18 protein-coding genes are annotated in these 21,489 nt (G+C 53.9%); 7 read left to right on the forward strand and 11 right to left on the reverse strand.

Features of this window, described 5'->3' with window-relative positions; genetic code table 11:
- Nucleotides 1-80 precede the first annotated feature (80 nt).
- The gene (locus FE845_RS16050) at nt 81-2,165 is read left to right on the forward strand and encodes a patatin-like phospholipase family protein (protein WP_413785091.1); all 2,085 of its coding nucleotides are present in this window, start codon (nt 81-83) and stop codon (nt 2,163-2,165) included.
- Here the strand turns inward: FE845_RS16050 and FE845_RS16055 are convergent.
- The 3 genes from FE845_RS16055 to FE845_RS16065 form a co-directional block, all read right to left on the reverse strand.
- On the reverse strand, nt 2,162-2,845 hold the full coding sequence (locus tag FE845_RS16055; protein ID WP_200366905.1) for a GntR family transcriptional regulator: 684 nt from the start codon (nt 2,843-2,845) through the stop codon (nt 2,162-2,164). The genes FE845_RS16050 and FE845_RS16055 overlap by 4 nt on opposite strands.
- A gap of 100 nt (nt 2,846-2,945) precedes the next feature.
- Nucleotides 2,946-4,376, reverse strand: coding sequence for a cardiolipin synthase (gene cls / locus FE845_RS16060; protein WP_200366907.1), 1,431 nt, complete (start codon nt 4,374-4,376; stop codon nt 2,946-2,948).
- Nucleotides 4,376-5,425 (reverse strand): AraC family transcriptional regulator, encoded by a 1,050-nt coding sequence (locus FE845_RS16065; RefSeq protein WP_200366909.1) that lies wholly within the window; start codon nt 5,423-5,425, stop codon nt 4,376-4,378. The genes cls and FE845_RS16065 overlap by 1 nt, the downstream gene beginning before the upstream one ends.
- A gap of 400 nt (nt 5,426-5,825) precedes the next feature.
- Here FE845_RS16065 and FE845_RS16070 point away from each other — a divergent pair, with 400 nt between their 5' ends.
- The 4 genes from FE845_RS16070 to FE845_RS16085 all read left to right on the forward strand — a co-directional run bounded on the left by FE845_RS16070 (nt 5,826) and on the right by FE845_RS16085 (nt 9,288).
- Complete coding sequence (locus tag FE845_RS16070) at nt 5,826-6,629, forward strand: alpha/beta fold hydrolase (protein ID WP_200366911.1); 804 nt, start codon at nt 5,826-5,828, stop codon at nt 6,627-6,629.
- Nucleotides 6,630-6,662: 33 nt separating this feature from the next.
- The gene (locus FE845_RS16075) at nt 6,663-7,748 is read left to right on the forward strand and encodes an SMP-30/gluconolactonase/LRE family protein (RefSeq protein ID WP_200366913.1); all 1,086 of its coding nucleotides are present in this window, start codon (nt 6,663-6,665) and stop codon (nt 7,746-7,748) included.
- On the forward strand, nt 7,745-8,209 hold the full coding sequence (locus FE845_RS16080; RefSeq protein WP_200366915.1) for an acyl-CoA thioesterase: 465 nt from the start codon (nt 7,745-7,747) through the stop codon (nt 8,207-8,209). The genes FE845_RS16075 and FE845_RS16080 overlap by 4 nt, the downstream gene beginning before the upstream one ends.
- A 95-nt stretch (nt 8,210-8,304) precedes the next feature.
- Nucleotides 8,305-9,288, forward strand: coding sequence for an NADP-dependent oxidoreductase (locus FE845_RS16085; protein ID WP_200366917.1), 984 nt, complete (start codon nt 8,305-8,307; stop codon nt 9,286-9,288).
- Between the two features lie 10 nt (nt 9,289-9,298).
- Here the strand turns inward: FE845_RS16085 and FE845_RS16090 are convergent, their stop codons facing one another.
- From FE845_RS16090 to FE845_RS16100, 3 genes are all read right to left on the reverse strand, one after another.
- Nucleotides 9,299-11,230: a cation:proton antiporter gene (locus FE845_RS16090; protein ID WP_200366919.1), complete on the reverse strand. Its 1,932-nt coding sequence runs from the start codon at nt 11,228-11,230 to the stop codon at nt 9,299-9,301.
- Nucleotides 11,231-11,251: 21 nt separating this feature from the next.
- Entirely contained in the window at nt 11,252-12,043 is a 792-nt protein-coding gene (gene tcdA / locus FE845_RS16095) for a tRNA cyclic N6-threonylcarbamoyladenosine(37) synthase TcdA (protein ID WP_200366922.1), read from the reverse strand.
- Between the two features lie 186 nt (nt 12,044-12,229).
- Nucleotides 12,230-14,005: an acyl-CoA dehydrogenase C-terminal domain-containing protein gene (locus FE845_RS16100; RefSeq protein ID WP_200366924.1), complete on the reverse strand. Its 1,776-nt coding sequence runs from the start codon at nt 14,003-14,005 to the stop codon at nt 12,230-12,232.
- Nucleotides 14,006-14,233: 228 nt separating this feature from the next.
- Between FE845_RS16100 and FE845_RS16105 the strand changes: the two genes are divergently transcribed.
- Nucleotides 14,234-14,989, forward strand: coding sequence for an SDR family NAD(P)-dependent oxidoreductase (locus tag FE845_RS16105; RefSeq protein WP_200366926.1), 756 nt, complete (start codon nt 14,234-14,236; stop codon nt 14,987-14,989).
- 23 nt (nt 14,990-15,012) lie between these two features.
- Here the strand turns inward: FE845_RS16105 and FE845_RS16110 are convergent, their stop codons facing one another.
- The 3 genes from FE845_RS16110 to speA all read right to left on the reverse strand — a co-directional run bounded on the left by FE845_RS16110 (nt 15,013) and on the right by speA (nt 18,294).
- The gene (locus tag FE845_RS16110; RefSeq protein WP_200366928.1) at nt 15,013-15,651 is read right to left on the reverse strand and encodes a ChrR family anti-sigma-E factor; all 639 of its coding nucleotides are present in this window, start codon (nt 15,649-15,651) and stop codon (nt 15,013-15,015) included.
- Nucleotides 15,648-16,247, reverse strand: a complete 600-nt coding sequence (locus FE845_RS16115) for a sigma-70 family RNA polymerase sigma factor (protein WP_200366930.1) — start codon at nt 16,245-16,247, stop codon at nt 15,648-15,650. The genes FE845_RS16110 and FE845_RS16115 overlap by 4 nt, the downstream gene beginning before the upstream one ends.
- 136 nt (nt 16,248-16,383) lie before the next feature.
- Nucleotides 16,384-18,294, reverse strand: coding sequence for a biosynthetic arginine decarboxylase (speA, locus tag FE845_RS16120; protein ID WP_200366932.1), 1,911 nt, complete (start codon nt 18,292-18,294; stop codon nt 16,384-16,386).
- Between the two features lie 204 nt (nt 18,295-18,498).
- Here speA and speE point away from each other — a divergent pair, with 204 nt between their 5' ends.
- A complete protein-coding gene (gene speE, locus FE845_RS16125) occupies nt 18,499-19,380 on the forward strand; it encodes a polyamine aminopropyltransferase (protein ID WP_200366935.1) in 882 nt (293 codons plus the stop codon).
- A 50-nt stretch (nt 19,381-19,430) separates the two neighbouring features.
- On the opposite strand, the gene FE845_RS16130 is transcribed toward speE, so the two are convergent.
- Both FE845_RS16130 and glnK read right to left on the reverse strand, forming a co-directional pair.
- On the reverse strand, nt 19,431-20,699 hold the full coding sequence (locus tag FE845_RS16130) for an ammonium transporter (RefSeq protein ID WP_200366937.1): 1,269 nt from the start codon (nt 20,697-20,699) through the stop codon (nt 19,431-19,433).
- 69 nt (nt 20,700-20,768) lie between these two features.
- On the reverse strand, nt 20,769-21,107 hold the full coding sequence (gene glnK / locus FE845_RS16135) for a P-II family nitrogen regulator (RefSeq protein WP_071264623.1): 339 nt from the start codon (nt 21,105-21,107) through the stop codon (nt 20,769-20,771).
- Between the last annotated feature and the right edge of the window lie 382 nt (nt 21,108-21,489).

A 21,489-nucleotide genomic window follows, 5' to 3' on the forward strand; every position in this document is an offset into this window, starting at 1 on the left:
TCGCGACGGCCGCTAGCGACACACCGGGTGATGATCGCCCTCGGGTTGGTCTCGTTCTTAGCGGCGGTGGTGCAAAAGGCATGGCCCATGTCGGCGTGCTTCGCGTGCTGGAAGAAATGAACATCCCGGTGGATATGGTGGTAGGTACCAGTGCTGGCTCAGCGGTGGGTGCGCTCTATGCCTCGGGCATGTCGGTCGCGGAAATAGAACAGCGCTTCATCGATTTGGACTGGTTATCGAGCTTTCGGGATGACCCCGGTCGGGCATACAAGCCCGTCCGCCGGAAACAAGTGGAGTGGCGCTTTCCCGTTACGCCGGGCCTTGGCGTTAGTCTGGACGGCTTGCATCTAGGCGCAGGTATCATCGCCGGACAAAACCTTGGCTTTATCCTCAACGGGCTCACCCATAATGTTGCTCTGGTCGAGGACTTTGACCGTTTGCCTATACCTTTTCGGGCAGTCGCAACCGATTTGGAAACCGGTGATTTGGTGGTGCTTAGCAAGGGTAATCTTGCTACCGCGGTGCGGGCAAGTATGAGCATTCCCGGCGTCTACGCCCCGGTCAAACTTGAGGGCCGCTTGCTGGTAGACGGCGGCATCGCGAACAATTTGCCCGTTAGTGTCGCCCGTGAAATGGGCGCAGACATTATCATTGCCATTGATATCACCGATGCCTTGGTAAGCTCGGATGAGCTGCAAGAAGCTTTTTCGGTGTTTCGCCAACTCACCACCATCATGACCCGGCGCAATACCGACCAGCAGCTCGATTTGCTGGGCGAGAACGATGTTCTCATCCGTCCGGATTTAAAAGACTATGGCTCAGCAGACTTCTATGATGCGCCAGCGTTATTTGAGCTAGGAGCCGCCGGAGCCCGGGAGCATGCAGTGGAACTCCTCCCGCTGACTGCTCCAAGTGAGGTGTGGCAGGCCTACAGGTCGCGATTGGCGTCTGCAAACCTTGGTGAAGAAGGGGTGGTTGCAAGTATTGATGTTGAATATGGCCGTCGTCTGAGCGGAGCCTTTCTTAGGGAGCGTATACGCCAAAAAACCGGCGAGCCTTTAAACGTGGAGGCTCTGGAAGCGGATCTCAAACGGATCTACGGGCTTGGCTATTATGAAACCGTGTCCTACACCCAGTCCCCGTCAGCCGACGGAACACAGTTGGTTATCAAAGCACAGGAAAAAAGCTGGGGGCCTAACTATTTGTCTTTTGGCCTCAACTACGAGGATAACTTCGATGGCGATACCCGCTTCAACCTTACCTCTTCCCTGCGTGTGACTGAATTGAATGCTCTGGGGGGGGAGTGGCAGACGGGCTTGCAGCTTGGTACCGAGCCGCGTATCCGCACCCAGTGGTATCAACCGCTTGATTATGGCTATGAGCGTTTTATGGTGGCGGGAGCCGAATACGCCCGGGACACCATCAGCGTTTATGACCCTGAAGGCGCGCGTGTTGCTGAGCTTGATGTTACCTTCCAGCATTTTGATCTTGGTTTGGGGATGGAACTGGGCGGTAACGCTGAGACACGCTTAACCTACACTCGCGGATACGCCACGGTGGATAAACAGGTTGGTACAGCGGTAGCGCCCAGCGAGGCGGTGCATCAGGGTGGCGTTAGCCTGCAGTTGGTGCATGACTCGCTGGATGATGCGTTCTTCCCCCGTAGCGGTGCCTTTGCCGGAATTCGCGGCCGTGTGGAGCGCGAAGATTTAGGATCTGAACGGCACTTTGATGCTGTAACAGGTATGGCTTTGGGCACAGGTAGTTGGAGAAAGTTTACCCTGACGGGGCTGCTCTACGCCCATACGGTGACCCGGGGCGACCCGGGCATTGAAAACAGAGTGCGGCTTGGGGGCTTTCGGCGGCTATCCGCGTATGCGCCCGGACAGATTACGGGCGACAGTGCGGGGATAGCATCTGTTTACGCCCGCCAAGTGTTTGGAGGGCCTATTACGCCTTGGTTCGCAGGCATGGGGTTAGAAGCCGGTAACGCCTGGGAATCGCTGAGTGATGCCGGGTGGCACAGTTCAGTAAAGTCCTGGAGTGTTTTTGCCGGAGTGGACACCTTCCTAGGCCCGGTGCAGCTAGCAACCGCCTACAACAATGAGGACGACTGGACGGCCTACCTGAATATCGGTTTCTCGTTTACCCAGCTGTTTTATTAGGGCGCTTCTGCAAGCGGGCTGGACGCTGTTGCAGCGTCACAAACCTGCTGACACTGCTGAATGGCGTAGTGGTGCAGTATTGAAGCCAGTCTTTCTTCGTCTCTGTCTCGAAGTGCGCTGATGGATTCCCGCATGTGCGCAAGGTTGTCTTCCAACACCCGCTTGCCGCCGCGCTTAAAAGCGACGAATGCGCAGCGTCTGGCCGAGGGCCATAGGTCGTCAATTGTTGCAACAATAAAGTAGTTATCGGCGTAGGCGAGGGAGGCCTTGGTGTACTCAATACCTAGGTTGAGGAAAGCCATCAGATTATTTTTATGGAAGTGGTCTTCCATCTGCTGGTACAGCTGCTCTAGCCGGTTCAAATCTTCCGGTTGCCACTGCCGCGCAAGTTTGCGCCCCGTGTGGGTCAAATACAGCTCCAGCGTTTCGTAAAGGCTGCGTACAAAGTAATCGTCCAGGTCTGTAACAAAAGCGCCTTTACGAGGCACGTTTTTCACCAAGTGGCGCTTTTCGAGTAACAAAAGACCTTCGCGAATGGAGCCATTGCTAACTTCCAATTGCTTGGCCATTGTGCCTTCGTAAATACGTTCACCGGAGCTGAATTGGCCGAAAACGATCTGGTTTTCAATGTGGCGGGCGACTTGTTCAGTCAGTGTTGTTCTGGGTTCGAAGGCCTTCATGGGTGAGTTTCACCAGGCATAGTTGGATGAATGTAATGTAGAGAGAATAGTCGCATATTCAACCATTCTGGAGCCAGTGTCCAAGCCGCCAAAAGTTCGATTACAGTAACGGGGCCAGCAGGCGAACGGCGCGGCAGGTTAGGCGGAACATTAGGGAGCGGCCTTGGTAGTCCTCTTCCGTCATCCTGCGGCAGTGGGAAAGGTCTTCTGTAAGCATGGCGTCCACTTCGCCAACAAAGGGCTGTGAGGTATTGATGGCGATGATTTCGAAATTCAGCCGCATGGATCGGTTGTCCAAATTCGCGGTGCCGACCGCGGCATAGTGGTCATCAACCAAGATGACTTTCTGATGCATGAAGCCAGGTTGATACCGATAAATACCAATGCCTGCCTGACTCGCCTGGATTAGATAGGAGTAGGCCGCAAGCCCAACGAACAGGTTGTCTGACTTTTCCGGAATCATGATGCGCACATCCACTCCCCGAAGCGCGGCCAGTTGCAGTGCATTCACAATCTGCACGTCTGGAACAAAATACGGCGATGCAATCCAAATGCGGGACTGAGCGTTGTTTATGCAGCTCAGAAAAAACAAAGTGCAGGTTTCCCAGGTGTCCGCGGGGCCTGTGGGTAGCACCAAAACCTGCTCATCGCCCGGCATTTTCTCCCTCGGCGACCAGTCCAGTTTGGGGAACTCGTCGCTGGCCCAGTTCCAGTCCTCCAGCCAAGCCAGTTGCAACCCGATAACAGCCGGGCCTTCTATGCGGCAATGGGTGTCTCGCCAAGGCTCTTGGTCCATAACGGTGCCCAGATACTCGTCGCCCAGATTAATACCCCCGACAAAACCGATCTTGCCATCACAGACCAACAGTTTCCGGTGATTGCGGAAGTTGATCTGAAAGCGGCGCCGCCGGATGTTACCGTCGCCAAATGAAGCGACCTTGGCACCAGCTTTTTCAAGCTCTTTCAAATAGGCGCGTGGCAGCCCGAAGCTGCCTACGTCATCGTACAGAAACCACACCTGCACACCTTCCGAGAGCTTTTTCTCAAGGGTGGTTTTGATGCGTTGACCAATTTTGTCCGAACGGACGATATAAAACTCAAGAAGAATATAAGAGGTTGCGTTCTCCATCGCTTTGATCAGGGCGTCGAACGTGGCCTCGCCATCCTTCAGCAGATCGCACCGATTACCCTCTGTGAAGGGCTGGCGGCCGAGCTTACAAAGCACTTGCAGCGGCCGATCGAGGTGCTGTTGTTGTGGCATAGAGAGAGAAGTGGTTTGCCGCTCAAACCGGTTGAGCAAGGCGGTTAGGGCTTTGTCCCCCATTCGCCGCGCTTTGACATAGCCGCCAAAGCGCGAACGGCCGAACACAAGGAACATGGGTACGGCGATATAAGGCAGGCCCAGAAGGCCAATAATCCAAGCGATAGCGCCTTGGGTTGTGCGATAGGTCAGAAGAATGCGATAGATACAGGCAGCCGAGCCCAAATAAAGCAGGCTGATTGCTATGGCTACTAGTGAGGTGTCAGGCATTATTCATCTGCTTCCCGATTAAGATGCTGTGCTCGATACTGGGCAGGAGCCGTGCCGGTCCAGCGTTTGAAAGCCCGGCTGAACGCGCTCAATTCGGAGAATCCCAAAAGAAAGGCGATTTCTCCCAGAGCGTAGCGATCAGACGCAACATAGCGCAAGGCTTTGTCTTTACGCACGTGTTCCACAAGCTCATGAAAGCTCAAACCCTCCTTCTTGAGCCTTCGGTACAAAGTTTGACGGCTCATATGGCACTGCCGGGCCAGAGTGTCCGCATCGATCTTGTCGGTCGACATTTGGCGTGATATCAGTCGGCGGATCTTGCGACCGAAAGAGCGCCGGGTTTGCAGGCGAGCCAGCAGGCCGTTGACCTGCTTCAAAACCGCTGAATACACATAAGGGTTGCGATGCGGAATCGGATGGCTCATGTGGCGGCTGTCGAATGCAAGACGTGTTGCGGCGGCGCCGAAGGCCACAGACCCTCCTAGCAGCTTTTCATACTTATCGGCATAGTCCGGGCGCGCATGGGCAACTTCTACCCACTCAGCGTGTATCCCCGGATAGATAAAGTGCCGGGTTCTACACAAAGCAGCAGCCAAAGTGCGGTCCATATCCTGACGGCAGTAGTGCTCCGGAGAGTCTGCCTGCCAGGTCAGAATAGCCTGATCGCCTGTTTGCTCGAAGCTCAGGGTGACGGATTCGTTGATCAGCCGGTGCAAGCGCACGTACTGGGTTACGGCTTCGCCAAGCGTGTCGCAATTGAAAAATACGTGCCCAACCAGCCCCATACGGTCAGGATCAATAACCTGACCTGCGTTTAGGCCTATCGCCGGGTCGCCGGTCACTTTTTCGGCGTGATCCCAAAGCTCGTAGTGAGCATGGGCGGGTACGCGCAGGTCGGGGTCCTCAAGTGCCGAAATGCCTACGCCAGTAAGCTGTTCAACCCGCTGCCTGTCCAGAACACCCTGACGTTTCAGGTAGTGCACCAGTGCAAGCGTGCTCGATGCTGCAACGAGAGGTGTTGTTGTGTTATCCGTAGGTGCAGATGTCACTTTAGCCGGCCCATTAACGAGTTGTCATGGATGCTGATACAAAATGTCAAACGAGTGGGACAGTCTGTCAACGGTTTCTGTTTTGTACAACGATAGCATTTAACGCACAGGTTGAAGTAATGGAAAGCGCACCAGGAGGTATTCGATGAGAAACGAAATTTTTGTACCCCAAACCGAGCTTGAGCGTAAAAACGTAATGGCATTGGCAGAATATCTAGGCGATATCTACTACTGCTAAAGCCACTGTAAAGAAGACTATGACCAATTTAGCCGGGCAATGCCCGGTTTTTTTTGGCCGTAAAAAAGCGGCCATCTTCTGTCCTCCCCTTGCTCGTCTGACTGGCAGTGTTAATGTATCGGCATCGTTAATAACATGAACCCCGACGGAGACGGCCCGCCCATGAGTGAAATACTGAATCACAGAGTTACCGGAGAAGGTGCCCCACTGATCCTGCTGCACGGTTTGTTTGGTGCCCAGGAAAATTTGGGTGCTATTGCCCGGCAGTTTCATACTCAATGGCAGGTGCACGCCTTGGATTTGCGCAACCATGGTAGCTCTTTCCACGCGGATACTATGGATTACCCAAGCATGGCGGGAGACGTGCTTGAGTATATGGACAAACAGGAACTCGACAAGGCCTGCCTGTTGGGACACTCAATGGGCGGTAAGGTTGCGATGCAGGTCGCCTTGCAGGCTCCGGAGCGGGTTGAAAAGCTCATTGTTGCCGATATCTCCCCGGTGACCTACAAAGCGCACCACGACGCTATTCTAGAGGGTATGATGCAAGTTGATCTCGCTAGTGTTCGTTCCCGTCGTGATGCCGATAAGCAGCTGGCAGAGTTTGTGGAGACGCCTGGTGTTCGGCAGTTCTTGCTCATGAATCTCGAACGGATTCCAAACGAAGCCCAATCAAAGGACGGCCCGGTGTACCGTTGGCGTTTGAACTTGAAAGCCATTGATGACTGCTATGCCAATCTGGCCGCCGCACCGGTTGCGGATGCGCCATACAAGGGCCCGGTGCTGTTCTTGAAAGGGGCTGACTCGGCTTACATTCAGGAAAAGCACAAGGAAGACATCAGCCGGTTGTTCCCGGAAGCCCAGATTCAAGTTATTGAGGGTACTGGACATTGGCTGCATGCTGAAAAAACGGACACCTTCGTTGCTCTGTGTCAGCAGTTTCTCACGGGTCAAAATGCCGAATAAGTAGTCAAAATAACAAGCAAGCGGGTTGAGCGTATGAAGTGGTTGACGGGCGGATTTCTAGTTTTGTTTATTGTGTTGGGCGGTTTTTTTATGGCGCCATCTCCTATTGATGCCAGTGCCTGGCAGCCACCGAGCCCGAATGCCATGACGGGGTTGTTGGCTCCGAACGAGCAGTTGCGTCAAGCGGAACTGCTTGCAAAAGGGCAGGTGTATGGGCCGGAAGACACAACGGTTAACTCCGAAGGTGTGGTTTTTGCAGGTACCCAAGATGGGTACATTGTGCAGGTATATCCGGACGGCCGGGTTGAAAACTGGCTGTCCACCGGAGGGCGCCCTCTAGGCATGATGTTTGACCAGAGTGGCAACCTTATTGTTGCCGACGCCTGGAAAGGGCTGATATCAATTACCCCGGAAGGCGAAACGACTGTACTGACCAGTGAGGCAGAGGGCGTTCCTTTCCGGTTTACCGACGATCTTGATATTGCCGCTGATGGCCGGATCTATTTCAGTGATGCCAGCTCACGTTTCTACCAACCGGATTACCAGCTCGATTTGCTGGAAATGCGGCCCCACGGCCGCCTCTTGCGCTACTCCCCAAAAACAGGTGAAACCGAGGTGTTGCTCAGCGGCCTGCATTTTGCCAACGGCGTTGCAGTGGCACCTAGCGGCGATTATGTGCTGGTTAATGAAACCTGGAAATACCGCATTCAGCGCTATTGGATAAACGGACCGAAAGCAGGGCAAGCGGAAATTTTCGTGGATAACCTGCCGGGCTTTCCCGACAACCTGGCAGTGGATGAAAAAGGTCGGTATTGGGTGGCTTTCCCCACGCTTCGCAATGCCAGTATTGATACCTTGCACCCAAAACCCTGGCTCAAAGAGTTGGTCGCCAAATTACCCAAGAGCTTTCAGCCTGCGCCACAAGAGTACGGTTTAGCCATAGCGTTTGATAGCGACGGAGCGGTAATAACCAGTCTGCACGACACGCAGGGCGAGCACTTGCAGGAAATTACCTCGGTTAACCCGCACGGTGGGCACTTGTATTTTGGCTCTTTGCACAATGACCGTATCGGGCGGATAGCCTTGCAGGCTATACCTGGCCTTGAGGAGCAGAAATGACCGAACAACAGCCAATACAGTGGGATCTACCTGACCCCTTTACCCTTGAGATTCTGGTGGTTGAAGAGGATACCGATGAGCTGGGGCACGCCAACAACGTTGTGTATGTGCGCTGGCTGGAAGAGATCAGTTGGGCCCACGTTAAGAGCTTGGGCATGACTTGGGAACTGAATGAAGCCACTGGCAAAGCTTTCGCGATTACCCGTACAGAGATTGATTATCTCGCGGCTGCAAACCCCGGGGATCGGCTGATTATGGGTACCTGGCTTACCGGCTTTGATGGTCGCTTCCGTTCAGCGAGACAATTTCAGCTGGTGCGCCCTAAAGATGGAAAAACTCTGGTTAGAGCGGTATCAACCCACGCCTGTGTGGACTTGAAAACCCAGCGGCCCTCGCGCGCACCAAAAGAATTTGCCGATATCATGAAGGCGGCTTGTGTGCCCGGAGGGAAAGGTCTGTAAGTCACTATTGCAGGCGCTTTCTGGTAACCTGAAAAAAAGAATAGAAACTCCAATACCAATCAGTTGCTAATCAGCGCCCTTTCTCGGAGAGACCTATGGATACACCCATTGACCATAATTCAGAATCGTCTATGAAAAAAGTGGTCTATAACCAGTTTGGTGAGCGCGATGTTTTGGAGGTTGTGAGCTCGAACATTCCTTCACCGCAAGAAGGCGAGGTACTGATTCGTGTTCACGGGGCCGGGCTCAACCCGATTGACTGGAAAACCCGCAAAGGCTTTGGATTTGTGGCACAGCAGATTGAAAACGCTTTGCCATGGACGCCCGGCTACGATGTGGCTGGAGAGGTGGTTGCCATTGGTGATGGCGTAACCACTCTGGTGCCAGGGGATCGGGTGATGGGGCTGGTAGGTTTTCCGCTGAATGGCGGGGGCTATGCAGAGTATGCGCTGACAACGGCAGACGAGCTGGCCGTAGTACCCGAAGAGCTTGATTTGGTAACCGCGGGCGCCTTACCGCTGGCGGCACTCACAGCGTGGCAGGCCCTGTTTGAAGTGGCTGAGCTTGAAGCTGGCCAGAAAATTCTTGTGCATGCTGGTGCAGGCGGTGTTGGCCACCTTGCTGTGCAGTTTGCTCTGGCGCGAGGTGCCCATGTTATTGCAACGGCCTCTGCCGGAAATCGCGACTTTCTTGCAGAGCTGGGGGTGCACGAGGTCATTGACTACAACACCACAGATTTTGCGGAAGAGTGCTTTGGGCTGGACGTGGTGCTGGACTTGGTAGGCGGCGATACGGGTAAACGGTCCCTGCGCACTTTGGGAGACAGCGGCATGCTGGTAACCATTCCTACGGTGACTGCCGATGAGGTGGTCAGTGCTGCCGAAGCACAGGGTTTAAGGGCTCACGGTATGACTGTTCGCCCGGATGTCTTCCATCTTGAAGAAATTGCCGAGCTGATTGAAGATGGCGATGTGAGGGTACACATTGAGAAAGCGTTTACGCTGGATCAGGTTGCACAAGCCCACGAACTGCTCGAAGGTGGGCATGTGCGGGGCAAGCTGGTTCTGGATTGCAGCTAGCCCTCGGTTTTTAACTTCTTGGGGACGAGCTTTCGGGGGGTGGGCCTTCGCCTGTGGCTGAGGGTTCCTTACCCATAGCTGAAGGCTCTTTACCCATGGCTGATGGCTCTGCCCCCTCCCCATTACTTTCCTTGTTTTTTCGCTCTTTACGGTTCTGGGGTGGCACCAGACTGATCAGTATCCAGTCGTCATCCGGTTTCAGGTCGTCCATGCTGCGTACCGGGTTGATTCGGCTCTTGCTGTCAAACACAAACAGCACCAGAGCTTGACCTTGGTATTTCTCCAGAAAGTCGCTGTATCCATACTCTTCGCTGAGCTGGGTGGTTTTTATCGAGTACCCCTGACTGGCCAGGCTGGCGAGTTTGGCATAGCTTACGCCGTCAAAAAGGCCTCGGGTCATCTGTATTTTTCCGGCCGTTTGGTGCCGTGCTTTTTGATCTTGATCGCCTTCTGAAAGACTAAATACACTGGTGTCGCCGAACCAATCCAAAAAGTGGTAAGTCGCCAGCGAGTTCATGTGTTTGTATGGGGAGATAACCAGCAGGTTACCGATCCCTGTCAGGTCAAGGTGGGTTGATGCGTGCTCGGAAACCGGGTTGCCGAAATACACTTTCAAGTTGTCCATTCGCGCTTGGCGCACGTTTTCCCAGTTGGTGTCCGTTAAGGCAACGGGTACTTCATGCTTCTTGAGCGCCTGTGCAATCATGCGGGCAACGGGATTCGCACCCAGAATCAGGAAGCCATACTCCGCCGGTTCGGTGACTTTTAGTAATCGGGCAATAGGCCGTGCGGTTAGGCTTTGCAGGGTCACCGTCGCAATAATGAGAACAAACACCATGGGCACAAGGGCAGTAGCACTTTCGTAACCCAGATTCTGGAGTTGAAAAGCAAAGAGTGCGGAAACCGCCGCTGCAACAATGCCTCTGGGGGCTATCCAGCTTAAAAACACTTTCTCCCGCCAGTTTAGGTCTGTGCCTATGGCTGATAGAAATACGCTTAGCGGCCGGGCGACCAACATCAAAACCACCAGCACTACGGCTAAGCCCCAGCCCAAATCTGCAATAGCAGCGAATTCCACTCGCGCAGCCAGAATTATAAACAGCGCTGAAATCAGCAGTACGCTTAGGGACTCCTTGAATTCAAGAATGCTGTCGACAGATACCTGCTTCATGTTGGCCATCCAAATGCCCATAACCGTTACGGTAAGCAGACCGGATTCGTGGGCCATTTCATTGGATAGGGCATAAACACCCAGCATGAAGGTGAGTGTCGCGGCGTTGTGCAAGTACTGCGGCATAAGGTGCTTGCGTAGCACCAAACCGTTCAAATAACCGGCCACGGCGCCGGTAACAAAGCCGATCAGCAGGGTTTTGCCAAAAATGTATAGAGAGTGGCCGAACACATTGCCTTGCCCCCAAGACACAATGCCCTCAAACACCAATACGGCCAACAAGGCGCCTACCGGGTCTATAATGATGCCTTCCCAGCGCAGAATGTTGGCCAGTTTTGCGCTTGGGCGCACAGAACGCAGTAGGGGGGCGATAACCGTGGGGCCTGTGACTATGGAGATAGCGCCGAAGAGCAGGGCCACCGCCCAAGAGATATCCAAAACCCAGCGAGCCGCCAAAGTGCCGATAATGCCGGTCACAATGGAGCCGATGGGTATCAGGTTGCGGGCCATTTTGCTGTGCCCGCGAATCTCGTCAAAGCGCAGCGTCAGGCTACCTTCAAACAGAATGACCGCAACGGCCAGGGACACCAGCGGAAACAGCAAGTCGCCGAAGACCTCGTCCGGTTTTAGAAAGCCCAGTACCGGGCCCACCAATATGCCGCCTGCCAGTAGAAATAGAATCGCGGGCACACGCATGCGCCAGGCAAGCCACTGAAATGACAATGAGAGGACACCAATGCTGGCAAGAATCAGGACTGTGCTGGCTGGCATAAACGTTTCGTACTCGTGTGGTTATTGGTTGGTGCGTTTTGCAATGCGATTTAACAGCCGAGAAGCTGCGAACAGTCCAAAGCTGGCCGTCACCGGGCAGGCGGCGCCAAAGCCTGATGCGCAATCAAGCCGCGAGGGGCCAGCGGTTGCGGGCTTTTGCAGGCAAACTTCGCCATCTTCGGCAGGGTACGTGAGCTGCTCTGTTGAGTATATGGCCTCAATGCCGAAGCGTCGCTTGGGATTACGCGAGAACCCGTATTCCCTGCGCAGAAGGTTGCGCACCTTGGCTAATAAGGGATCTTGGGTGGTTTTGCTAAGATCCGCTACCAGAATTTTGGTGGGGTCCATTTGGCCGCCGGCACCTCCAGCGCATACGATGGGGATCTTTGCCCGTTGGCAGTGAGCAATTAGGGCCGCTTTTGGTTTTACGCTATCGATGGCATCAACCACAGCTGTTATATCCGGTGTGATCAGCTCTGTGAGATTTTTCAGCGTGAGAAAACCGAAATGAATCCGGATATCTGCATGGGGATTTATGGCTTTGAGTCGATCTGCCATGGCATCGGTTTTTGTGCGCCCGTACTGGCCTTCCAGAGCATGCAGCTGGCGGTTGGTGTTGGACACGCAAATATCGTCCATATCAATCAGTGTAATGGTGCCAATGCCGCTACGAGCCAGCGCTTCCGCAGCCCATGAACCAACGCCACCAAGACCGATGACAGCAATATGAGCATCGCGAAAAGCATGCAGGGCGCGGCGCCCATACAGCCGTTCTATGCCGCCAAAGCGGAAGGCATAATCGTCGGCGTTCATGGAATCTCCGTTTGGCTCCGGACACAGGACCGGAGAAAATCAAAGGCGCGATTATACCCTAGTGCCGGATCAGACAGAAAATACCTGCAAAAAAGCCACGCAATGCGCGGCTTTCAAGGCATTGCCCGGGTACGGGCTAAGGTGTTGCGGAGCCGTACCCGGTTTTAAGGCCGTTTCTGTTAAGGCTCAGGCAGCCCAGTGGTCATCTCCCATATCCATCATACTGTCCTTTCCGCTTTCGATGTCGCTCAGCAGCCAATGGATTTCCGGTAGCAGCTTTTCAAAATAGAAGCGGGCAGACACAAGTTTGCTTTCGAGCAGAGGCGTGTTGCCTTCTCCGCTAGCCAGCTGCCGGCTGGCGACGTTGGCCATGCGCGACCACATATAACCGACAACCGTCAGTGCCATCAGGCGCAGGTAGGGTGTAGCGGCAGCGCCTGCCTGTTCCGGGTCTTTCGGGGCGTTGGTTGCCAACCACATGGTGGCTTTCTCCAGCGCACCCATGGCGCCTTTGAGCTCTTCTCGATGGGGCGCTTCCGGGTTGTCTTTCAGGTAGCCGGAAAGCACGCCAAAGAGAGTGCGCACAAGCTGTCCACCTTTCAGGCTCAGTTTTCTGCCTACCAAGTCCATTGCTTGAATGCCGTTTGTGCCTTCGTAGATGCGGGCGATACGGCCATCCCGAACCAGCTGTTCCAGGGGCCAGTCAGTGGTGAAGCCAGAGCCGCCAAGTACCTGCAGGCCGGTGTTGGCATTGTTGGCACCTTCATCGGTCAGGAATGCTTTAACCACGGGTGTGAGTAGCTGTACCAAGTCATCGGCCGATTCACGCGCGGACGCGTCCGGATGGGCGACTGAAAGGTCCAGTTGATGCCCGGTGAATAATGCGAGGGCGCGCATGCCTTCGTTCAGAACCTTCTGGCGCATCAGCATGCGGCGTACATCCGGGTGCACAATGATGGGATCGGCGGGGCCATTCGGGTTCTTCGGGCCGCTCAAGGAGCGGCTTTGCAGGCGCTCCTTGGCAAACGCAAGACTCTCCTGATAAGCCATCTCGGCAAGTCCTAGGCCTTGCATGCCAACCATCAAGCGGGCTTCGTTCATCATGGTGAACATGGAACGCATACCGTCGTTGGCCTCACCGACCAGCCAGCCTTTAGCACCTTCGAAGTTCATAACGCAGGTGGCAGAACCCTTGATGCCCATTTTGTGCTCTAAGCCGCCGCAGAACGCGGGGTTGCGCTCACCGGATTCCGGCAGGAACTTGGGTACGATAAACAGGGAAATACCTTTAGTGGTGTCTGGCGCGCCGGGTAGTTTAGCCAGTACCAGATGCACAATGTTGTCGGTCAGGTCGTGCTCACCGCCGGTAATCCAGATCTTTGTGCCTTCAATGGCGTAGCTGCCGTCGTCATTTGGTGTGGCGCGGGTGCGGATCATGCCCAAATCTGTACCACACTGGGGTTCAGTGAGGCACATGGTGCCGGTCCACTCACCGGAAACGAGTTTTTCCAAATACGCTTGTTTAAGCTCATCAGAACCGTGGGCATACAGCGCGCTGATTGCACCGTGGGTAAGCCCCGGGTACATGCCAAGCGACAGGTTGGTGGAGCACACCATTTCGTCCACGACAAACTTCAACGTATGGGGTAGGCCTTGCCCGCTGAATTCCAAGGGCGCGTCCAACGCTGTCCAGCCGCCTTCAACAAACTTCTTGTAAGCCTCTTTGAAGCCCTCCGGCGTTTTCACTTCGTGAGTGTCCGGGTTGTAGTGGCAGCCTTCACGATCGCCATTTTGGTTGGTTGGCTGAATGACTTCCGCCGCCAGTTTTCCCGCTTCATCTATGACTGCAGAAATTAGATCCGGTGTGGCATCGGCGTACGTTTCCAGTTCGTGAAGCCGATCGACACCCAATACATCAAACAACAGAAAGCGAAGATCATTTGCTGGAGCTTGGTATTGCATGAACACTCTCCTTAAACGGCCTCAAAGTGGCCTTGATAGCTGATGGATCTAATTGGCCCTTATCGGGGCCGTCTCTGGACGTAACAGCAGGCTGCGGCTTGGGAGCCGTAGCCTGTAATTGATGTCAGTGCCTTTTCATACGACTGTTTTAATTTTGTGGTTCACTGGTTGATGGGGTCTGGTTTGGCAAATATTCGTATATCGTTGAAACGGACATGGAGAGGCAATATGAAGCGAATACTTGTGGCTGGGGTATCGGGTGCCATCGGCGGTGCTCTGGCGGCAGCACTTTTGGCCCGCGATGAGGAATCGGGCGAGAAATCGATAGTAATCGGGCTTTGTCGCGACCCATTGGTAGTATCTGAGCCTCTGCGCAGTCACAGTCGGTTAACGCTGTTGGTCTGGAATGCAGAAGATGAACGGTCGCCAGAAGCCGTCGTGAAGGCGCTTGAAAAACTCGTTCCGGCTGAAAACGGCTTAGATGCGTTCATATACGCTGCTGGCCTGCTTCATGATGGAGCCTTATTTCCCGAAAAGCGTTTGGAAGAGCTTCAGGCGAGCAGTTTGGCCAGAGCTTTTGCGGTGAATGCGACGGGTTTTGCTTTGCTGGCTCAGGCACTTCTGCCTTGGTTTAGGCATCGCGACTTTAAACGTATGGTCGCTATATCAGCGAAGGTTGGTTCCATAGAGGATAATCATTTGGGTGGCTGGTATGCGTACCGAAGTTCGAAAGCGGCTTTAAATATGCTGGTGCGCACCCTGTCGGTGGAGCTGCCCCGGCGCTGCAAGCCCATTGCTTGCGTGGCGTTGCACCCGGGAACAACCGATTCAGCGCTGAGCGAACCTTTCAGGCAGTCCCTAGCTCAACTTCAGGTGCACAGTGCTATCGAAACAGCCGAAAACCTACTGTCAGTTATAGAAAAGCTAACGCCGGAGGATAATGGCCGTTTCGTGAGCTGGGATGGGTCATCGCTGCCTTGGTAACAGGCAGCAATTGGCAAATAAACTCAGCGTATAAAAGGATTCAGCATGCGGGTAAACGTTCCGGTCAGCTTGACCGGGGCGCTTAATACAGAAAGCGTGATGCAGTCTTCACAGCCCACAGCGACAGGCTTGTGCTCGTCTTGGTCGGTCAGAACGACAAAGTCCCACTGGTTAAAAACACCTTTCTGATCGGCAAAAGCACCCTGCAACACTATGGTTGTTTCCGTTCCGCGATGGGTGTGGGCCGGTGCCTTGCCTCCTGCTCCCAGCTTCTGCAGAACAACCTGCTCCTTCTGGCCCGGAAACTTTTCAGTAATATCCAACACGCTGACATCGCCTAGCTGCCGTTTCCAGGGTAAGTTATTGATATCTTCACCCAGCAGTTTTTGCAGTAGGCTAATCTTCGGGACTACTTTTGCGGGTTGTTCTGGCGCAGGAGTGCTGTCTATTTTTGCGAGAATATCGTCAAACATAGTCTCGGAAACGCTGACTTTTGGCTGCTGCTCCATCATCACGGCGCCCAGACTGTCGAGCGTGTCGACTCGGCTGCGGCAATGGGTGCATTTGTCGAGATGGAGACGAATGCACAGGGCGTGAGGCTCGCTCAAGTTGCCCGCACTGTACTCCATCAGGCTCAGGCTATCGGGGTGATGCCGTGTCATACATTCTGATCCTGCAAAATCACTTTCAATTTGCTCAGCGCAAGGCGTACCCGGCTCTTCACTGTACCGAGAGGAATGTTTAATTCGTCAGCCACCATCTGGTGCGACTTTTGCTCCATATATACCTTGGCAATAACCGTAATTTGATCTTCTGGCAACTGGCTCAGAGATTCCCGCACTCGGCGCTCAGACATAAGGCGGTGCAGTGAGGTTACGGGCTGGTTGTCGTCTTCACCGGGAATTTGCCACAAATCTTCGGTTTCTACCGGCATTTCGGCGCTGGTGCGACGCATTTTTCGCAGCATATCGATGCGCTGATTACGTGCAATGGTGAAAATCCAAGTAGAAGCTGCGGCTTTTTGCCAGTCGTACAGGCAGGCCCGGCGCCAGATAGAGACGAATACTTCCTGAACCAACTCTTCCGCATGGCTGGCCATACCGTTCGCCATGGCGTAGTACTTGAGTTGCGGCGCGAAGTGCTCAAACAAAGAATGATAGGCTTGGCGATCCTGTTCTTTCCCCACCTTCACCAACAACTGGCTCCAAGGGTCCTTTCGGCCCTCGGCTCGTGCTGGCTTTTGATCCAGTGTGGTCACCGGACGCTCCTTGACAGTCGCATGGTTTATATTCGTTACCTTATTCATTCTATGCACTCGCCCCGGGTTTGTCAGTTCTGTTACTTACGGGCGCTTTGTCAGTGCGGATCAGCCGGTCAACAAAGAAAGTTCTAGGTTATTCTTCGAGGTAGGTGTAACCCTCAAGCCCAGCGGCCAGCTCTTCCAGAAGGCTTGTTTGTATGTCTTGCGGCAAACTGCTTGCTGTAAATTTGTTGCGGTAGGCTTGCAGTAGAGTTTTGGGCTCGAAATTAACATACCTGAGTACATGGGCGACCGTGTCACCGATAATAGGAGCGCTGGTATCGTAGCCTCCGGCGTTGTTCAGGCGCACATCCACCGAATGGGTGTCACCAAACAGGTTGTGCATGTCGCCCAAAATTTCTTGATAGGCCCCGGTCATGAAAAAGCCCATCAGTAAGGGCTCGCCGGGTACTTCTTCTGGCAGTGGTAACGTAGTTTCCGTGCCCTGACCATCCACGTAACGGTCGATGCGACCGTCTGAATCGCAGGTGATATCTTGAATCACCGCGCGCCGGGTCAGTGGGCGGTTCAGGCCGTTTACGGGCATGACCGGGAATATTTGGTCGATGCCCCAAACGTCAGGCAATGATTGAAACAGCGAGAAATTGACGAACAACTTGGCGGCCAATTTTTCATTCAGCTCATCAATGATTTCACGGTGAGCCCGGCTGTTTTTGTCGAGCTGGCTCTGCAGTAAACGGCAGCAGCGAATATAGAGTAACTCTGAATCCGCGCGCTCCTGCAAAGAGAGCGTTCCATGGGCAAATTGGCCGTGTACATCTGCCATGGCGTGCAACACATCGTGGTAGATTTCAGCCAACGAGCGCGGGGACTCAGGGTCTTCCAGACTTTCCAAGTCGCGCCATAGATCTTGTAGCGGGGCTGGAGCATCCTGCATAGGCTGCTTGGTGGGGCGCTCTTCCGGCTCTTCGTGGTCAATCACATTCGTTACCAACACTGAGTGGTGCGCCGTCAGTGCTCGGCCGGATTCACTGATCAGGTCTGGGTGCGGAAGCTTGTAGCGATCACACTCAGCTTGTAATACGTGCACGACGTTGTAGGCATATTCATGCATGCTGTAGTTCATCGAGCAGGCGCTACGGGAGCGCGTGCCTTCATAATCAACGCCAAGGCCGCCACCGATATCAACCGTATTCACCGGGGCACCCATGTGGCGCAGTTCGCTGTAAAAGCGCGCGCATTCCCGCAATCCGGTCTGGATATCGCGAATGTTGGCGATCTGCGAACCGAGATGAAAGTGCAGAAGCTGAAGTGTATCCAGTGCATTGGCTTTGCGTAGGGTATTAACAACATCCAAAACCTGACTGGCCGACAACCCAAACTTGGATTTTTCACCGCCGGTATTCTGCCAGTTACCTTTGCCGATGGTGGCAAGACGAACTCGTACACCAATCAGCGGAGAAACCTCCAGCTTTTTAGCTTCCTCAAGGATAAGCGGCAACTCAGACTGTTTTTCCACCACAATAAACACTCTGTGGCCTAACTTTTGGCCAATCAGCGCCAGCCGGATGTATTCCCTATCCTTGTAACCGTTGCAAACGATGACCGAACCCGATTGCTTGGCCAGAGCGAGTACCGCCATCAGCTCGGGCTTGCTGCCAGCTTCCAAACCAATTTGCTTATTACTGGCTGCAGGCTCTGCCGCGATCAACTCTTCAACTACCCGGCGCTGTTGGTTTACCTTGATGGGATAGACAGCCGTGTATTGCCCTTTATAGCTATGCTCTGCGGCCACTTTGTTAAACGCGTTGCACAGTTTATTTACCCGGTCATGAAGGATGTCCGTAAAGCGGATTAGCACAGGCAGTTGAAGCCCGGAGTCCACCAGAGACCGAGTAAGTTCCGGCAGATTGATCTCTGCCTCGCTCTTGCCACGGTTTGGCCGGATAACAACTTCACCCTCCGGGTTAACGCCAATGTAGCCATCGCTCCATTGGGTAATGTTGTAAATCTTGTGGGCCGGGGAGGCGTTGGGGTTGCTCATGGCTGCTGTCCTTCTGGAAAAGCTGGGGCCGGGCAGGCCGACTCAATGGCTGGTATTGTAGGGCTTGACCTTGGCACCTGAAAGGCTTGAAGAGTGTTGATTGCAGCAAACCGCAACAATTGCCAACAAAGACTTTGGCTGTTTGCTTGGCACCTCTACAATACGCCTTTTGAGCATAGCACCCAGACTTCTCAGGAGAGCACCATGACAACGCTGAACAACCATTGGTTTACCGAGATTTTTCAGGATCAGGGGACGGCATTCTCCCTGCAGGTGAAAAAGAAACTGCATGAAGAGCAAACGCCGTTTCAGAAGCTGGAAATCTACGAAACCGAAACCTTCGGCAATTTGATGGTGTTAGACGGCTGCGTGATGCTGACCACCCGAGACAACTTCCTCTACCATGAGATGATGACGCACCCTGCGCTCTTCACCCATAAAAATCCAAAGAAGGTTGTGATTGTTGGCGGTGGCGACTGCGGTACATTGAAAGAAGTGTTAAAGCATCCCGGTGTGGAAGAAGCTTGGCAGGTTGAAATCGACGAGCGGGTTACCCGCATGTCTGAGGAGTACTTCCCCGAGTTGTGTGAATCCAACGACGACCCAAGGGCCAACTTCTTCTTTGGAGATGGGATTCAGTGGATGCGGGAAGTGGACCCCGGCAGCATCGACATTCTTATCATTGATAGCACCGACCCGGTTGGCCCGGCCGAAGGCTTGTTCGCGCTGGATTTTTACCGCGACGCCATGCTGGCGCTGGGTGAGGGCGGAATTATCGTGCAGCAGAGCGAATCGCCACTGTTGCACACCGACACCATCATAAAAGACATTCACGGCGACATGCGCAAAGCTGGCTTCGATCACGTGCAAACCTTGCCATTCCCTCAGCCTGTTTATCCTACCGGCTGGTGGAGTTGTACCATGGCCAGCAAAGACAACCCAATAAAGTACTTCCGTGAAGACGATGCAAACAACCGACCCTTCGTAACCCGGTACTATAACGTTGGCACCCATCACGGTGCCTTGGCTATGCCGCAGTTTATGATTGATGCATTGGAAGACGAGGTTCGGCCGAGCGAGGGTTAAGCAAAAAGGGGCGCCATTTGGCGCCCCTCTGATTGCTGGTAAAGCCTGTATCACTTCCCGGTTACAAACTCCGGATAGGCCTCCATTCCACACTCGGAAAGGTCCACGCCCTCGTACTCCTCTTCTTGGCTGACCCTCACGCCCATTACGGCTTTGATAATGCCCCAGACCAGCAAGCTCGCAAGGAATACCCAAACAAAGATGGTTGCAGCGCCAATCAACTGCCCGCTGAAGGTTGCGCCGTCATTGGTGACCGGTACCAGCATCAACCCCAGGAAGCCGCACACGCCGTGAGCCGAGATAGCGCCCACAGGGTCATCGATGCGCAGCTTGTCCAGAAAGATAATGCTGAAAACAACGGCTATGCCGCCCAAACCACCCCAGACGGTTGCAATCAAAGCGCTGGGTGTAGATGGCTCGGCGGTGATAACCACAAGGCCCGCGATAGCGCCGTTGAGGAGCATGGTCAGGTCTGCTTTACCGAAGAGCATACGGCCAGTTATCAGCGCGGCTATAGCACCGCCGGCGGCTGCCGCGTTGGTATTGAGGAACACCATGGCAACAGAGTTGGCGCTGGCGATATCACCCAGTTTCAGGACAGATCCGCCGTTAAAGCCGAACCATCCCATCCAAAGGATAAAGGTACCCAGTGCCGCTAGAGGCAAGTTAGCACCGGGGATGGCGCGAATTTCGCCGTTGGGGCCATATTTGCCTTTCCGGGCTCCGAGCAAAATGACGCCCGCAAGTGCCGCGGCCGCACCGGCCATGTGAACAATACCGGAACCGGCAAAGTCGCTGAAACCAAGATCACCAAGGTTGTACAGCCCAAAGACATCCTTTCCGCCCCAGGTCCACGAACCTTCGAGCGGGTAGATGACACCGGTCATTACGACGGCGAAGGCGAGGAATGCCCAGAGCTTCATGCGTTCAGCAACAGCGCCGGATACGATCGACATGGCTGTCGCTACAAACACTACTTGAAAGAAGAAGTCTGACGCGGCGGAATAGATCGAGCCCCCTTCAAAGCCATCTTCTCGGGCCGCAAACTCCCCAAGAACGGCCGTAGCATCCGTCTGCTCAATGCCACTTAGTAGAAGGGTTCCGTCGTACATGATGGCGTAGCCGCATACCAAATACATGGTGCAGGCTATGGCATAAAGTGCGACGTTTTTGGTGAGGATTTCGGTGGTGTTTTTAGCTCTTACCAGCCCGGATTCGAGCATGGCAAATCCCGCGGCCATCCACATAACTAATGCGCCGCACATCAAAAAATAAAAGGTATCTATTGCATATTGCAAGTGAAAAACATTGCTTTCCATAGGAAGCCCTCCGCACAAGGCACTTCAGAGTGATTTTTTTGCGTTGGTTGTTAATGGATCAGAGCTGAATCAGACCGCTTCTTCGCCGGTCTCGCCCGTCCGGATTCGGATGGCTTGTTGTAGCTCTGTTACAAAAATTTTGCCGTCGCCAATCTTGCCGGTGTTGGCAGCTTTGGTAATGGACTCGATAACCTGATCCAGTAGGTTGTCGCCAATGGCCACTTCTACTTTTACCTTTGGCAGAAAATCCACCACATATTCCGCGCCACGATAGAGTTCTGTATGGCCTTTCTGCCGACCGAAGCCTTTGACCTCAGTGACGGTTACGCCTTGTACGCCAATCTCGGATAGTGCCTCGCGGACATCATCCAACTTGAAAGGCTTAATGATCGCTGTCACAAGTTTCATTGCTTTCTCCTTGGTAAAACCGTCCCAACATGAGAGCCCACCGGCCAATTGTTGAGTTCGGGGTGCTGCCGCTTCGCACGTCAATTGTGCGGATTGCGTACGAGAGCTATAGCACCGAGTATGCCAACGCAAAAAAATATCTAAAAATCAATATCTTGGTTGGGTTCGGCTTTGGCTTTGCATAAAGCGGAGAGCCGGTTCGTGCACCAAGATAGGGCGCCATGCAGCCCCTTGAGCCACATCGGAGCAGACCGAAAGGCTATGAGGGTCACAATGATGCTCACCGCGCCTAGTATGGCAGGGCTAGCGGTGTGATACACTCCTGCAAACCGGTCACGGCACGTGTCTTTTGGCCGAAACCGCACATTATTTTAATCAATGA

The organism is Marinobacter sp. 1-4A (assembly GCF_016597725.1).
Classification (GTDB): domain Bacteria; phylum Pseudomonadota; class Gammaproteobacteria; order Pseudomonadales; family Oleiphilaceae; genus Marinobacter.

What these genes read in the sequence shown, in the direction of transcription:
- FE845_RS16050 (WP_413785091.1), top strand. Translation starts at nt 81, where the DNA reads ATGGCCCATGTCGGCGTGCTTCGCGTGCTGGAAGAAATGAACATCCCG.
- FE845_RS16055 (WP_200366905.1), bottom strand. Translation starts at nt 2,845, where the DNA reads ATGAAGGCCTTCGAACCCAGAACAACACTGACTGAACAAGTCGCCCGC.
- cls (WP_200366907.1), bottom strand. Translation starts at nt 4,376, where the DNA reads ATGCCTGACACCTCACTAGTAGCCATAGCAATCAGCCTGCTTTATTTG.
- FE845_RS16070 (WP_200366911.1), top strand. Translation starts at nt 5,826, where the DNA reads ATGAGTGAAATACTGAATCACAGAGTTACCGGAGAAGGTGCCCCACTG.
- FE845_RS16075 (WP_200366913.1), top strand. Translation starts at nt 6,663, where the DNA reads ATGAAGTGGTTGACGGGCGGATTTCTAGTTTTGTTTATTGTGTTGGGC.
- FE845_RS16080 (WP_200366915.1), top strand. Translation starts at nt 7,745, where the DNA reads ATGACCGAACAACAGCCAATACAGTGGGATCTACCTGACCCCTTTACC.
- FE845_RS16085 (WP_200366917.1), top strand. Translation starts at nt 8,305, where the DNA reads ATGGATACACCCATTGACCATAATTCAGAATCGTCTATGAAAAAAGTG.
- FE845_RS16090 (WP_200366919.1), bottom strand. Translation starts at nt 11,230, where the DNA reads ATGCCAGCCAGCACAGTCCTGATTCTTGCCAGCATTGGTGTCCTCTCA.
- tcdA (WP_200366922.1), bottom strand. Translation starts at nt 12,043, where the DNA reads ATGAACGCCGACGATTATGCCTTCCGCTTTGGCGGCATAGAACGGCTG.
- FE845_RS16100 (WP_200366924.1), bottom strand. Translation starts at nt 14,005, where the DNA reads ATGCAATACCAAGCTCCAGCAAATGATCTTCGCTTTCTGTTGTTTGAT.
- FE845_RS16105 (WP_200366926.1), top strand. Translation starts at nt 14,234, where the DNA reads ATGAAGCGAATACTTGTGGCTGGGGTATCGGGTGCCATCGGCGGTGCT.
- FE845_RS16110 (WP_200366928.1), bottom strand. Translation starts at nt 15,651, where the DNA reads ATGACACGGCATCACCCCGATAGCCTGAGCCTGATGGAGTACAGTGCG.
- speA (WP_200366932.1), bottom strand. Translation starts at nt 18,294, where the DNA reads ATGAGCAACCCCAACGCCTCCCCGGCCCACAAGATTTACAACATTACC.
- speE (WP_200366935.1), top strand. Translation starts at nt 18,499, where the DNA reads ATGACAACGCTGAACAACCATTGGTTTACCGAGATTTTTCAGGATCAG.
- FE845_RS16130 (WP_200366937.1), bottom strand. Translation starts at nt 20,699, where the DNA reads ATGGAAAGCAATGTTTTTCACTTGCAATATGCAATAGATACCTTTTAT.
- glnK (WP_071264623.1), bottom strand. Translation starts at nt 21,107, where the DNA reads ATGAAACTTGTGACAGCGATCATTAAGCCTTTCAAGTTGGATGATGTC.